General features: G+C 67.3%; 16 protein-coding genes. 9 read left to right on the forward strand and 7 right to left on the reverse strand.

Going from position 1 to position 11938, the window contains the following annotated elements:
• Positions 1–31 precede the first annotated feature (31 nt).
• The 3 genes from ACYQ0J_RS06885 to ACYQ0J_RS06895 are packed head-to-tail and all read left to right on the forward strand — an operon-like array spanning position 32 to position 2543.
• Complete coding sequence (locus tag ACYQ0J_RS06885; RefSeq protein ID WP_460171427.1) at positions 32–259, forward strand: FeoA family protein; 228 nt, start codon at positions 32–34, stop codon at positions 257–259.
• The gene (gene feoB, locus ACYQ0J_RS06890; protein ID WP_460171428.1) at positions 256–2322 is read left to right on the forward strand and encodes a ferrous iron transport protein B; all 2067 of its coding nucleotides are present in this window, start codon (positions 256–258) and stop codon (positions 2320–2322) included. The genes ACYQ0J_RS06885 and feoB overlap by 4 nt, the downstream gene beginning before the upstream one ends.
• Positions 2316–2543: a hypothetical protein gene (locus ACYQ0J_RS06895; RefSeq protein WP_460171429.1), complete on the forward strand. Its 228-nt coding sequence runs from the start codon at positions 2316–2318 to the stop codon at positions 2541–2543. Before feoB ends, ACYQ0J_RS06895 begins: the two co-directional genes overlap by 7 nt.
• On the opposite strand, the gene ACYQ0J_RS06900 is transcribed toward ACYQ0J_RS06895, so the two are convergent.
• A complete protein-coding gene (locus ACYQ0J_RS06900) occupies positions 2540–2809 on the reverse strand; it encodes an indolepyruvate ferredoxin oxidoreductase subunit alpha (RefSeq protein ID WP_460171430.1) in 270 nt (89 codons plus the stop codon). The genes ACYQ0J_RS06895 and ACYQ0J_RS06900 overlap by 4 nt on opposite strands.
• A 122-nt stretch (positions 2810–2931) precedes the next feature.
• Here ACYQ0J_RS06900 and ACYQ0J_RS06905 point away from each other — a divergent pair, with 122 nt between their 5' ends.
• The 4 genes from ACYQ0J_RS06905 to ACYQ0J_RS06920 all read left to right on the forward strand — a co-directional run bounded on the left by ACYQ0J_RS06905 (position 2932) and on the right by ACYQ0J_RS06920 (position 4616).
• Positions 2932–3222, forward strand: coding sequence for a CopG family transcriptional regulator (locus ACYQ0J_RS06905; protein ID WP_460171431.1), 291 nt, complete (start codon positions 2932–2934; stop codon positions 3220–3222).
• On the forward strand, positions 3219–3665 hold the full coding sequence (locus ACYQ0J_RS06910; RefSeq protein ID WP_460171432.1) for a type II toxin-antitoxin system VapC family toxin: 447 nt from the start codon (positions 3219–3221) through the stop codon (positions 3663–3665). The genes ACYQ0J_RS06905 and ACYQ0J_RS06910 overlap by 4 nt, the downstream gene beginning before the upstream one ends.
• A 179-nt stretch (positions 3666–3844) precedes the next feature.
• Entirely contained in the window at positions 3845–4240 is a 396-nt protein-coding gene (locus ACYQ0J_RS06915; RefSeq protein WP_460171433.1) for a hypothetical protein, read from the forward strand.
• A gap of 13 nt (positions 4241–4253) precedes the next feature.
• Complete coding sequence (locus ACYQ0J_RS06920; protein ID WP_460171434.1) at positions 4254–4616, forward strand: DUF488 domain-containing protein; 363 nt, start codon at positions 4254–4256, stop codon at positions 4614–4616.
• Here ACYQ0J_RS06920 and msrA read toward each other — a convergent pair.
• Positions 4594–5124 (reverse strand): peptide-methionine (S)-S-oxide reductase MsrA, encoded by a 531-nt coding sequence (gene msrA / locus ACYQ0J_RS06925; protein ID WP_460171435.1) that lies wholly within the window; start codon positions 5122–5124, stop codon positions 4594–4596. The two genes, ACYQ0J_RS06920 and msrA, sit on opposite strands and share 23 nt — an antisense overlap.
• Positions 5125–5348: 224 nt before the next feature.
• Here msrA and ACYQ0J_RS06930 point away from each other — a divergent pair, with 224 nt between their 5' ends.
• Positions 5349–5795, forward strand: a complete 447-nt coding sequence (locus ACYQ0J_RS06930; protein WP_460171506.1) for a cytochrome P460 family protein — start codon at positions 5349–5351, stop codon at positions 5793–5795.
• Positions 5796–5804: 9 nt separating this feature from the next.
• Positions 5805–6356 carry a MarR family winged helix-turn-helix transcriptional regulator gene (locus tag ACYQ0J_RS06935; RefSeq protein WP_460171436.1) on the forward strand — a complete coding sequence of 184 codons (552 nt, stop codon included), beginning with the start codon at positions 5805–5807 and terminating at the stop codon, positions 6354–6356.
• A gap of 78 nt (positions 6357–6434) precedes the next feature.
• On the opposite strand, the gene ACYQ0J_RS06940 is transcribed toward ACYQ0J_RS06935, so the two are convergent.
• From ACYQ0J_RS06940 to ACYQ0J_RS06960, 5 genes are all read right to left on the reverse strand, one after another.
• Entirely contained in the window at positions 6435–7565 is a 1131-nt protein-coding gene (locus ACYQ0J_RS06940) for a TIGR04053 family radical SAM/SPASM domain-containing protein (RefSeq protein ID WP_460171437.1), read from the reverse strand.
• 156 nt (positions 7566–7721) lie between these two features.
• Complete coding sequence (locus ACYQ0J_RS06945) at positions 7722–9305, reverse strand: cytochrome D1 domain-containing protein (RefSeq protein ID WP_460171438.1); 1584 nt, start codon at positions 9303–9305, stop codon at positions 7722–7724.
• A 148-nt stretch (positions 9306–9453) separates the two neighbouring features.
• Positions 9454–9750, reverse strand: a complete 297-nt coding sequence (locus tag ACYQ0J_RS06950) for a hypothetical protein (protein ID WP_460171439.1) — start codon at positions 9748–9750, stop codon at positions 9454–9456.
• Positions 9743–11173, reverse strand: a complete 1431-nt coding sequence (locus tag ACYQ0J_RS06955; protein WP_460171440.1) for a cbb3-type cytochrome c oxidase subunit I — start codon at positions 11171–11173, stop codon at positions 9743–9745. The genes ACYQ0J_RS06950 and ACYQ0J_RS06955 overlap by 8 nt, the downstream gene beginning before the upstream one ends.
• Before the next feature lie 10 nt (positions 11174–11183).
• Positions 11184–11849: a c-type cytochrome gene (locus ACYQ0J_RS06960; RefSeq protein WP_460171441.1), complete on the reverse strand. Its 666-nt coding sequence runs from the start codon at positions 11847–11849 to the stop codon at positions 11184–11186.
• Between the last annotated feature and the right edge of the window lie 89 nt (positions 11850–11938).

Genomic DNA, 11938 nt, shown 5'->3' on the forward strand with positions numbered 1-11938 from the left:
CGCCCCGTAGCTTCGGCTTAGGAGGTCTGCCATGCGTTCCCTGGCTCATCTGTCCCCTGGCCGCCGCGCCCGGGTCTTGAACGTGCCTCCGGAGCACCGCAGGCTTCTCGCCTTAGGCCTCAGGCCAGGGGCCTTGGTGGAGGTGCTTCTGAAAGCCCCCTTAGGCGACCCCCTGGAGGTGCGGGCGGGGGAAGCCTTCCTCCTCGTGCGCCGGGAGGAGGCAGGGAAGGTGCTGGTGGAGGTCTTGGAGGAGGCATGAGTTGCCCCCGTTGCGGCCCGGCTCAAGGTGTCCTCCGAGGGGAGGAGCGCTGGGTCCTGGTGGGCAACCCCAACACCGGCAAGTCCTCCCTGGTCAACGCCTTGGCGGGGGCGGACCTCGAGGTGGGCAACTGGCCCGGAACCACCCTGGAGCGCCTCTTTGCCCACCTCTTCCTGGGAGAAGGCCGGGTGGAGCTCGTGGACCTGCCGGGCGCCTACTCCCTCCTCCCCACCTCCCCCGAGGAGGCCGTGGTCTTGAAGGAGCTCCTGGAGAACCCTCCGGACCGGGTGCTAAACGTCCTAGACGCGGGCAACCTGGAAAGAAACCTGGTCCTCACCCTGGAGCTGATGGAGCTGGGCCTCCCCATGGCCCTCATCGTGAACCTCCTGGACGAGGCGGAGGCCAAGGGGCTGAGGGTGGACCTGGAGGCCTTGGAGGAGGCCCTGGGCCTTCCCGTGGCGGGCGCGGTGGCCTCGAGGGGCCTGGTGGCGGGGGTGCTGGAAAAGGCCCTCCAGGCCCGCGTGCCCGACCCCCCCGTCCGCTACCCCGCCCCCCTGGAGGAGGCGCTGGGCCGGCTTCGGCCCCTCCTCCCCAACCGGGGCCTGGCCCTGGCCGCCCTCCTGGGGGAAGACGTCCCCATGCCTAGGGAAGCCAGGGAGGCCGTCCAGCGGGAGCGGGAAGCCCTCCTCCGGGAAGGCCACGACCCCTACCTCCTGGCCCTCGAGGGGCGGTACCAAAAGGCCAAGGAGCTTTACGAAAAGGCCGTACGGCGCCAGGGCACCCCCTCCTCCCTCACGGAGAGGCTGGACCGCTTGGTCCTCCACCCCCTTTTGGGCCTCCCTCTTTTCCTCCTGGCCCTCTTCCTCTCCTTCCGGTTCACCTTCGCCCTCTCCGCCCCCTGGGTGGACTTCATCGGCCGGGGGCAGGAGGTCCTCGCGGGGTGGGCCGAGGCCCTTCCCCTCCCCGCCCTCCTGCGCTCCTTTCTGGCGGAGGGGATCGTGGCCGGGGTGGGAACGGTCCTCTCCTTTACCCCGGTCCTTTTCCTCCTCTACCTGGCCCTGGCCTTTCTGGAGACCTCCGGCTTCCTAGCCCGCATGGCCTTCGTGGCCGACCGCCTCATGCAGTGGGCGGGGCTTCCCGGCAAGGCCTTTATCCCCCTCGTCTTGGGCTTTGGTTGCAACGTGCCCGCCGTCTACGCCACCCGCGCCCTCTCCCACCCCCTGGACCGCCTGCGGGTGGCCCTGGCCATCCCCTTCCTGGCCTGCGGGGCCAGGCTTCCCGTCTTCACCCTCTTCGCCTTCGCCTTCTTCCCCCGGGAAGCCCCCCTGGTGGTCTTCGGCCTTTACCTCCTGGGCCTCTTGGTGGGCCTTTTCACCGCCCTCCTCCTGGGCAGGCTCCTGCGGGCCGGGCGAGGGGAGGGGGCCATGGAGCTTCCCCCCTACCGCTTCCCCCCCCTCCGGTTGCTCCTCCGCCTCTCCCTCATGCGCACGGAAAGCTTCGTCCGGGGGGCGGGAGGCCCCATCCTGCTGGCGGTCCTCCTCATCTGGACCCTCCTGCACGTCCCCCTCCTGGGGCAGAGCCCCTACGCCCTCATCGCCCAGGCCCTCACCCCCCTCTTCCGGCCCCTCGGGCTGGAGGACTGGCGCCTGGTGGGGGCCCTCATCCCCGGGTTTGTGGCCAAGGAGGTGGTGGTGGGGGCCCTGGGGGTGAGCTTCCTGGGCGGGGAGGCCCTCGCCCCCTTGGGCCTCCTGGAGGGCCTGAGAAGCCTAGGGGAAGGGCTGGGGCAGGCGGTGTGGGGCACGCTGCAGGGCCTTATCGCCCTCTTTGCCCCATTTAGCCTCACCCTGGCCCACGAACCCACCCCCCTGCAGGCGGCTTTGGAAAAGGCGGTGGCCCCGGCGGGCGCCTTGGCCTACCTGGTCTTCGTCCTCCTCTACACGCCCTGCGTGGCCACCCTGGCCGCGCTCAGGCAGGTGGTGGGAGGGCGGGTGGCCGCCCTTTCCGTGGGCTACCAGCTTCTTCTGGCCTACCTCCTGGCCCTCGCCGCCAACCGCGTATGGTAGAGAAGGCCCTGGATCTCCTGAGAACCCCCACCACGCCCGGGCAACTGGCCCAAGCTCTGGGCCTTACCCAAGCGGGCGCCGAGTTGCTCCTGGAGCAGCTCTGGTGGCGGGGCTACGCCCGGCCTCTTCCCTGCGGCGTGGGTTGCCGGGCCTGCGCCTTCCGAGGGGTCTGCCAGGGCCCCGCAGAGACCTACTGGGTCTTGCAACCGCCGGGGCTCTAGCCTTGGGGTTCCAGCACGTGCACGTTGGGCAGGGTCTGGGCCCAGGTGCGGTTTTTCTCTATGTAGACCCTCCACTCCTCGGGGACGTCCTCCTCGGGGAAGATGGCGTTCACCGGGCAGGCGGGCACGCAGGCCCCGCAGTCAATGCACTCGTCGGGGTGGATGTAAAGCTGCTCCCCGGCGTCGTAGATGCACTCCACCGGGCAGACCTCCTGGCAACTCCGGTCCTTCACGCCGATGCAGGGCTCGCAGATCACGTGCGGCATCCTTCACCTCCACCTCCCAGGGTGAGGGCGGGGCCGGGCGCGGTCCATGACCGGGGTCAAGGGGTAAGGCAAGGGACCGGCACACCTGGGGGACTCGCCGAAGTGATGTATAATTGCGCTGTATGCTGCGCAAGCAGGTCTACCTCACCCCCGAGGAGGAGGCCAAGCTGAAACGCCTGGCCCGGGCCACGGGGCGCACCGAGGCGGAGATCCTCCGCCTGGCCTTGGACCTCCTCCCGGAGGAGGAGGCCCCCCTGCTTCTGGCCCTGGCGGAGGAGGGGCTCTTGGAGGTCCCTGAGCGGGCCGTGACCCCGGCCCGGATGGAGGAGGCCTACCGCCGCTACCTGGAGCGGGTGGCCGGGCGCAGGCTCGGCCTCTCCGGGGCGGTCTTGGCGGACCGGGAGGGGCGGTGATCCTCCCCTACCTGGACACCTCCGCCCTGGTGAAGCGCTACGACCCGGAGGAGCCGGGAGCGGAGGAGGTGAGGACCCTCTTCACGCAGGTTAGGGCGGTGCTCACCAGCTCCCTGGCCGTGGTGGAGGCAGTGTCCGCCTTCCGCATCAAGGAGCGGCAAGGCGTTCTTACCCCGGAGGGGGTGCGCTTGGCCGTAGAAGCCCTGGAGGCCCACGCCGCCCTGCAGTACCGCCTGGTGCCTCCCAAGCCCCCCGTTCTCCGGGAGGCCAAGCGCCTCCTCCTGCGCCACAAGCTCCGGGCCTACGACGCCTTGCACCTGGCCACGGCCTTGGTGGTGGCCCGGGTGGGAGGGGTAGAACCTTGGGAGCTACCCTTCTGGACGGCAGACGAGGAACAGGCGAGGGCGGCGGAAGCCGAGGGTCTGGTGGTGAAGCGGGTGTGATGCCCTTTTTTCGGCTTCGTCCGTTTCCCTGCCGCCGGAGATCCCTGCCGGAGCCCTTTACCGGGGCCCCCATGCTGGCTTGTGCCAGCATGGGGTGGTATGACTCCATGCCCCTCCCAAGATGCGAGAAGGTGAGGCCGTCCGTTGACGCCTAGGCGGCAAGCCGCCTAGGGTGAAGCATGGTCCGCCTGCGGAAACCCCTCCCTCCCTACGCCCTTAAGACCCCGGAGGGGGGCAGGGTTTACCTCCCCGACCTCAAGGGGAGGCCCCTTGTCCTCCTCAGGGACGAGGCCCTGGCCCAAGGCCTCGCGGCGCGGGAAGCGGAGCTCAAGGCCCTTGGGGCCCAGGCCTACCTCCTGGCCCGGGCCCAAGGGCCTAGCCCCCTTCCCCTCCTCCTGGACCCGGATGGGGCCCTCCTCGAGGCCATCCCCCAGGAGGGCGCCCTGGTGGCGGACGCCTTCCTCGAGGTCTACCACCTGGGCCCCGTACGGGACGAGGAAGAGATCCTGGAGTGGCTCCGCTTTGTAGAGGCCCAGTGCCCGGAGTGCGTCCTGCCGGAAGCCGACTGGTTTTGAGGGAAGCCTGGCCATGCCTTTCCAGGTCAAGCGCGTCTACGACCCCCCCTCCCCCGAGGACGGCGTGAGGGTCTTGCTGGACCGGCTCTGGCCCCGGGGGCTTGCCAAGGAGAAGGCCCGGGTGGACTGGTGGGCCAGGGAGCTTGCCCCCTCGGACGCCCTGAGGCGCTGGTTCGGCCACGAACCCGAAAAGTACCCGGAGTTCGTCCGCCGCTACCGGGAAGAGCTCCGGGGAAACCCCGCCTTGGCGCGGCTTAAGGCCCTGGGGGAGAAGGGCACGGTGACCCTCCTCTTCGGGGCCAAGGAAGCCCGCTACAACAACGCCCAGGCCCTTTTGGCCATCCTGGAGGGCCTTAAGGACCGAGAAGGGCCTTGAGGGCTTTTCTGGCCTTCGCCAGCTTGGGGGCGATGACGAGGCGGCAGTAGGGGGCCTCGGGGTGGCGGGCGAAGTAGTCCCGGTGGTAGTCCTCGGCGGGGTAGAAGGTGGTGAGGGGGAGAAGCTGGGTGGCGATGGGCCTCGGGTAGAGGGGGGCGAGCTCCCGCATCACCGCCTCCGCCACCTGCTTTTGCTCTTCCGTGTGGTAGAAGATGGCGGGGCTGTACTGGGGGCCCACGTCGGGCCCCTGCCGGTCCCCGCTCGTGGGGTCGTGGACGGCGAAGAAGTAGCGGAGGAGGTCGGCGTAGGGGAGGACCCCGGGGCCAAAGCGCACCTGCACCGCCTCCCGGTGGCCCGTGGTCCCGGTGCAAACCTCCTCGTAGGTGGGCTGGGGCACGTGCCCCCCAGCGTAGCCCGGGACCACCTCCAAGACGCCCGGGAGGAGCTTAAAAGCCGCCTCCGTGCACCAGAAGCACCCACCCGCCAAGGTGGCCATCTCCTCGCCCATCCCCCCCATCCTACCCCTTAGGCGGGATGGGCCACCCCTACCACCCCATGCTGGCTTGCGCCGGCATGGGGGTCCCGGGAAAAAGGCTCGGTGGGGGTTTCCGGAGCCGATGGGGGCAGGAAAAAAGGGTATCCCTTTCCGGGGTTGACGGGAGAAGGGTGGGGAGGTATTATTTAGGAGTCCTAAGGAGGTGGAGAATGAGGTGTTATGGAGCTTGGTTGGCCGTGTTGGCCCTCATGGCCTTGGGGCAGTACGGGGAAACGGGCCTCCCCTACCCCGAGGGGTACCGGCTCTGGCCCCACGTGAAGACCATGGAGCTCAAGCCCGGCCATCCCCTCTACGAGAGCTTCGGGGGGCTCCACCACATCTACGTGAACCAGGTGGGGCTCAAGACCTATCTGGAGGGCAAGAAGGCCCCCTTCCCCAAGGGCACGGTCATCGTCTTTGACCTCCTCGAGGCCAAAGTGGAGGGGAACGCCCTCGTGGAGGGCCCAAGGAAGCTCATCGGGGTCATGGTCAAGGACCCGGAGCGCTACCGGGAGACGGGCGGCTGGGGCTACTACGCCTTCGGCCCCGACAAGAAGCCCCTCGCCATAGACCCCAAGGCCTGCCACGCCTGCCACCAAGGGGTGGCAAACACCGATTACGTCTTCAGCGCCTTCAGGCCCTAAGCTGTAGGGGTGGAGGAAAAGTTCCTCGCCCTCCTGGAACGCCTGGCCCAGGCGGAAAGGGCCCTCCTCACCCGGGAAGCCCACCGCCTGGGCCTCACCGCCACCCAGGCGCACCTTCTCCTCCATTTGGCGGAAAGGCCCCAAGGGGTGGTGGACCTGGCCGCCCTCACTGCCCTCACCCCGGCCACGGTGAGCGAGGCCCTCACCGCCCTGGAGCGCAAAGGGCTCCTCCGGAGGGAAAGGGAAGAGAAGGACAGGCGGCGCTGGCGCCTTAGGCCCACGGAAGAAGGCCGGGCCTTGGCCGAGGCCCTAAAGGGCTACGCCCAACCCCTCCGGGAGGCCCTGGAGGAGGTGGAGGACAAGGAAGCGCTCTTCCTGGGCCTGATGGCCCTCCTCGCTCACCTGGTGCGCCGAGGGGTGATGGCCGAGACCGGCCTCTGCCTCACCTGCCGCCACCTGAGGCGGGAAGAAGGGTTCTTCTGCGCCCTCCTCCAGATCCCCCTGGCGCCTTTGGACCTCCGCCTCGCCTGTCCGGACCACGCCCCCGCGGGGAGGAAGTGATACCACCCCATGCTGGCTCGAACCAGCACGGGGTGGTGTAAGCCGGGCCTACTTCAGGCCGCAAGAAAAGGGGGAACCCTAGGCGGAAGGGGAAGGGTGCCTGCCCACCCTTTCCAACCAGACCGGGGGCACGTAGGCGCACCGGGGCTCGCTTTGCAGGTAGTCCCCCGTCTCCGCCCAAGCCCTAGCCCGACTTCCCCCGCACACGTAGCGGTACTCGCACACCCCGCACTTCCCCTTGAGGCGGTCCTTGTCCCGGAGCTCCCGGAAGAGGGAACTATTCCGGTAAATCTCCAGGAGGGGCTTCTCGCGCACGTTTCCGGCATATACCGGCAAAAACCCCGAGGGGGCCACATCCCCGGTGGCGGACACGAAGACGAAGCCGTTGCCGTCGGTGACCCCGAGCCGGGAGTGCTCCATGCCGTCTTGGAAGTACTCCCGGTGGAGGCTCTCCCCCGCGGCCAGGGCCCGGTCTCCCCCACCCTCCGCCTTGCGCCTTTGCAGGACCACCCGGCGGAAGTGGTGGGCCTCCGTGGTCTTCACGTGGAAGGGATACGTCTTGGAAATCTCGTAGAGCCAGTGGAGGACCTCCTCAAAGGCCTTGGCGGAAAGCTGCTTCAAAAGCGCCCCCCGGCCCACCGGCACCAGGAAGAAGAGGCTCCAAAGGACCACCCCCTTTTCCGCCAGGAGGTCGGGGAGGGCCCGGATCTCTGGCCAGTTCTCCCGGGTGACGGTGGTGTTCACCTGGGTGGGAAGCCCCGCCTCCTTGGCCCACTCCAGGGCTTCGAGGGTCCTCTTAAACGTCCCCGCCTCCCCGCGGAAGGCGTCGTGGGTCTCGGCGCTCGCCCCGTCCAGGGAGAGGGCGAGCCGGGTGACCCCGGCCTCCTGCAGGCGGAAGACCATCTCCCGGCTTAAGAGGGGCGTGGCCGCCGGGGTGAGGCCCACCTTGAGGCCCAGGTCCTGGGCCCTCCGAATGAGGGCGAAGAGGTCCGCCCGGGCCAAGGGGTCCCCCCCGGTGAGGAGGAGGAGGGGCTTGGGCCGGTAGGTGGCCACCTCCTCGATGAGCCTCAAGCCCTCCTCGGTGGAAAGCTCCCCCGGCAAGGGATGGGGCATGGCCGAGGCCCGGCAGTGGCGGCAGGCGAGGAGGCAGGCGTTGGTCACCTCCCAGGCCACCAGGTAGGGGTACTGGGCAAAGTCGGGGCGCTCCATGAGGCCATCCTCCGGGGAAGAAAGCGTGCCGTCCATGACCGGGGTCAAGGCGGGGAAGGACCTATACCGAAAATTTCCGCTGGAACCTTCTACCGGGGCCCCCATGCTGGCGCAAGCCAGCATGGGGTGGTATAAAGCCCTTCCCCGCCCCTAAAGTCAGTAGATATCGTAGGCGGTGTTGTAGACGTTGAACTTGCCCGTGGGGGTACGCACCCAGTCCCCGGTGATCCGGGCCTTTTCCTTCAGGGTGAGGGCATCGTAGATCACGATGAAGGTGGGGGTGTCCTTGCTCCCCCAGGCGGAGACCCAGACCTCGGTGCCCCCCTTGTTGAACTCGGGGTGGACCATGCGGGCCTTGAGCTCCTGGGCTCCCGGCACCTCCCAGCACTTGGCGATCTCCAGCTTCCGCTTGTCAATGGCGCAGAGGCTGGCGGCAGCCTGGGGGCTCGGGCTCATGGGGAAGTCCACGAGGACCCAGGGGCTGTTGGGGTGGGTCTTGATGAAGAGGTTGCCGGTGTAGGGAAGCTGGATCCTTTTCACCACCTTCCAGGCGTACTGCGGGTACTTCTCCGGGTCCACGCCCACCACCGTCACCTCGGGGCTACCGATGTTCCCCGTGGCCCAGACCGGCCCGTAGGTGGGGTGGGTCCAGTTGGACCCCCGGCCCGGGTGGGGCCGCACCCCCGCCTCCACCTCGGCCAGGAAGGACCGGGTCTTGGTGTCTATGACGATCAGCTTGTTCACCGCGTTGGCCGCCACGATGAAGTAGCGCTTCAAGGCCCAGCCCCCGTCGTGGAGGAAGCGCTCCGTGTCGATCATGGTGATGGGGAGGGGCCGGCCCTGCTTGGAAAGCTGGGAGTAATCCACCAGCCAGGTCTGGCCCGACTCCTTCAGGTTCACGATCCACTCGGGGTTGAACTGGCTGGCCACGATGGCGGCCACCCGCGCCTCCTGCACGAACTCCCCCGCCCCCTTGGTGTAGGACATGGTGGAGACCATCTTGAGGGGCTCCAGGGTCTCCCCGTCCAGGATCACCATGGTGGGGGGCCAGTAACAGCCCACCACCGCGTACTTGTCCTCAAACCCCTTGAACTTGCTGGACTCAATGGAGCGGGCGTCCACGCAGGGCTTGGACTCCGCCACCACCTGGGGCGGGTTCATCCAGAGGTCTATGAGGCTCGCCTTCCCGTCCCGGCCGATGGCCATGAAGTAGCGCCCGGTGGCACTGGAGCGCAGGATGTGGGTGGCGAAGCCCGTGGGCACGATGGTCACCAGTTCCTTCTTGTCCCCGTCGATGATGGCCACCTGGCCCATGTCCCGGAGAACCTGGCCGAAGAAGTTCTGCCAGTTGCGGTTGTGCTCGGGCTTCTTGGGCCGCTTCTCCGGGGGCACATGCACCTTCCAGGTCTTGCGGATCTCCTCGTAGGAGGGGATGGGAGGGGCGGGGGGTTCCTCCAGGAGGAAGCGGGCCATGAGCTCGGTGTCCTTTTCGCTCAGGATGCCCTGCCGCCCCCAGTCGGGCATGCCCCCGGGGAGCCCGCCGAAGATGACCGCCTTTAAGTACTCAAGCCCCCGCTCTGTCATCTTCTTGACATCCAAAGCCGGGCCCGTGGCCCCCTTGCGCAAGACCCCGTGGCACCCGGCGCAACGGTCAAAGTAGATCTGCCCGGCCTGCTCCTTCTCCGCCGGGGTCAACGGGGCCGGGGCCTGGGCCAAGGCCAGGGCCCCCAACACCACCATGCCTAATAGACCTAACCCCCGTTTCATGGGTTTCACCTCCACGAACTAGGATATAAGTATCCAAGTAGTACAGATGTCCTAAGGCAAAAGTCCCTGCAGGTAAAGAAGCTCCCGGGGTCCTTCGGGACCCCGGGGGCCTAAGCCAAGCCTAGTGGGCGTGTTCCCGCTCGTGGAAGGTGGTCACCACCCACCACATGCCCTGGGGGATAAAGAGGTAGACGAGGGAGCTGAAGGCGATCAAGTATTTCCAGAAGGGGTCCAGGTGGGGGGGGAGGATCATGCCCAAGGCCCCCACCGCCTGAAGGAGGGCGAACACGTAGGAGAAGGCCACCACGGAGGGCCTTTCCCACATCCGCCCCAGGGCGTAAAACATGGCATAGAAGCCGGCGGCGGAGACCATGAGCATGCCGTAGAGCATGAGGTCGCGCACCGCCTCGCTAGTCATGAGCCCCCACCTCCTTCACGGCCCTGGCCTCGCCCTTGCCGATGGTGGCAAGGTCCCAGAGGAGGACCAGGTAGCTTACGAAGAAGAAGACGCCAAACACAAACCGCCAGACCATGCCGTTCTGGAACCAGGGATGGGTCTGGGCCTCAATATACGCCTGCCAGGTGCTGCCCCCGATGGCCCGCTCCACCATGGTCTGGGTGAAGCCCGCCACGGTCATGGCCGCGGACATGCCAAAGATCCCCACCACCATCAGCACGAAGGCCCACTTCCAGAGCCTGGAGTCAAACCGGGGAAGGTCTGGCCTGCGCACCTGGTGCAGGGCCATGTAGATGACGGTGAGGATGGCGGTGGTGTAGGCCCCGAAGAAGGCCAGGTGCCCGTGGGCCGGGGCCAGCTGGGTCCCGTGGGAGTAGAGGTTGATCTGGGGCAGGGTCTGCATGAAGCCCCACACCCCCGCCCCGATGAAGTTGCCGAAGGCCTGGGCGATGGCCCAGAAGAGGGCGGGCTGGTTCACGGTCTGCATGCGGTGGACCCCGGCGTCGTAAACGGCGTGGACCACCATGGCCACCAGGGGGATGGGCTCGAGGGCGCTGAAGAAGCCGCCGAGGCCCAGCCAGTACTCGGGGGTGCCGATCCAGAAGTAGTGGTGGCCGAGGCCCAGGATGCCGGTGCCGAAGACCAGGGCCACCTCGAGGTAAAGCCAGGTTTCCACGATGCGCCTGGGGGTGCCCAGAAGGTGCATGAGGGCCATGGCCATGATGGAGCCCACCAGCACCTCCCAGGTGGCCTCCACCCAAAGGTGCACCACCCACCACCAGAAGTACTGGTCCATGGAGATGTTGGGGGTGTAGTGCATCCCTGCGGTGTAGAGCCCGGCCAGGGCCACCAGGTCAAACATCAGGACCGCCACCACCCCGGTGATCCGCTGGGCCTTGAGGGCGGTGGCCACCACGTTAAAGAGGAAGATGGCCATAACCGCCACGATGCCGATGTCCGCCCAGCGGGGGGCCTCTATATACTCCCTTCCCTCGGTGATGAACCAAAGGGTAAAGGCGTTGCCGGGGCCGTACTGGACCAGGAGGTAAACCAGAACCACCACGCCCACGGCGGCAATGAGGGTGAAGAAGGCGATGCGGGCAAGCCGGATGCCCACCACCTCCCGCCCGAGCTCCAGGGGCAAGAACCAGTACACGCCCCCCATGAAGCCCAGAAGGAGCCAGACGATCATGGCGTTGATGTGGAGCATCCGGTTGGTCATGAAGCTGAGCTTGCCGTAGAGGAAGCCCGGGTCCAGGTACTGCCAAGCGGCCAGAAGGCCGAAAAGGATCTGGGCCCCAAAGAGGGCCAGGGCCACCCAGAAATACCAGAGGGCGAGCTTCTGCGACTCGTAAAGCTTTCCCTTAGGCAAAGCTTCCGTCATGGAGCACCCCCTACTCTACCCCCGCGAAGCGGTCGGGGAAGCCGTTCGTGTCTATGGCCGACATCCACTTCAAGAAGGCCACCAGGGCCCTGGCCTCCTCCTCCGTGAGGCGGAGGTTGGGCATGCGCCGGGCAAAGGTGGGATAGCGGTCGGGATGCTGGAGCCACTCGGCCATGGCCTCCTCCTTGGTGGCCTTGCCCGTCATCCCCTTGACCATGGTCTCCCACTTGGGATCCAGCCAGGCCCGGGTCAGGTCCGGGGCGAAGTAGGCCCCGTTGCCGAGGAGGGTATGGCAGTCCATGCAGTTCCGGCTCTGCAAGGTCAGCTTGCCCTTGTTGACCAGGGCGTAGGCCTCGGCCTCGCTCCAGACCTTGCCGAAGAAGCCCACCTCCGCGCCCACCACCGGAATGTCCCGCCGCTTCTCGTAGTCCCGCTTTAGCCCGATCTCCTTGTTGATGACCGTGTAGGCGGGCACCCGGGCCGAGCCCTCCCGGATCTGGTTCAGGGAGTCAATGGTGAGGTAGACGAGGATCCCGGTCATGATGAGGGAGCTGACCACGGCGGCGTTGCGCCAGAAGCGGGGCTCGAGCCATCCGGACCCTCGGGAAAGCCACAAGGTGAGGACCACGGTGGCGAAGAGGGCCCCAATAGTGGTCTCTATCCAGCCGATCTCCATAACCTTACCCTCCTTTCACCTCCAGCTCATAAACTCCGACCTCGGGGGCTTGGTTTCCATGACTCAAGTCAAGGGCAAATGTCCCCAGG

Source organism: Thermus sp. FJN-A (assembly GCF_054655095.1).

Coding starts and splice junctions, on each gene's coding strand:
- feoB (WP_460171428.1), top strand. CDS start 256: ATGAGTTGCCCCCGTTGCGGCCCGGCTCAAGGTGTCCTCCGAGGGGAG.
- ACYQ0J_RS06945 (WP_460171438.1), bottom strand. CDS start 9,305: ATGGTGGTGTTGGGGGCCCTGGCCTTGGCCCAGGCCCCGGCCCCGTTG.
- ACYQ0J_RS06955 (WP_460171440.1), bottom strand. CDS start 11,173: ATGACGGAAGCTTTGCCTAAGGGAAAGCTTTACGAGTCGCAGAAGCTC.
- ACYQ0J_RS06885 (WP_460171427.1), top strand. CDS start 32: ATGCGTTCCCTGGCTCATCTGTCCCCTGGCCGCCGCGCCCGGGTCTTG.
- ACYQ0J_RS06950 (WP_460171439.1), bottom strand. CDS start 9,750: ATGACTAGCGAGGCGGTGCGCGACCTCATGCTCTACGGCATGCTCATG.
- ACYQ0J_RS06895 (WP_460171429.1), top strand. CDS start 2,316: ATGGTAGAGAAGGCCCTGGATCTCCTGAGAACCCCCACCACGCCCGGG.
- ACYQ0J_RS06900 (WP_460171430.1), bottom strand. CDS start 2,809: ATGCCGCACGTGATCTGCGAGCCCTGCATCGGCGTGAAGGACCGGAGT.
- ACYQ0J_RS06940 (WP_460171437.1), bottom strand. CDS start 7,565: ATGGAGCGCCCCGACTTTGCCCAGTACCCCTACCTGGTGGCCTGGGAG.
- ACYQ0J_RS06905 (WP_460171431.1), top strand. CDS start 2,932: ATGCTGCGCAAGCAGGTCTACCTCACCCCCGAGGAGGAGGCCAAGCTG.
- ACYQ0J_RS06920 (WP_460171434.1), top strand. CDS start 4,254: ATGCCTTTCCAGGTCAAGCGCGTCTACGACCCCCCCTCCCCCGAGGAC.
- msrA (WP_460171435.1), bottom strand. CDS start 5,124: ATGGGCGAGGAGATGGCCACCTTGGCGGGTGGGTGCTTCTGGTGCACG.
- ACYQ0J_RS06915 (WP_460171433.1), top strand. CDS start 3,845: ATGGTCCGCCTGCGGAAACCCCTCCCTCCCTACGCCCTTAAGACCCCG.
- ACYQ0J_RS06960 (WP_460171441.1), bottom strand. CDS start 11,849: ATGGAGATCGGCTGGATAGAGACCACTATTGGGGCCCTCTTCGCCACC.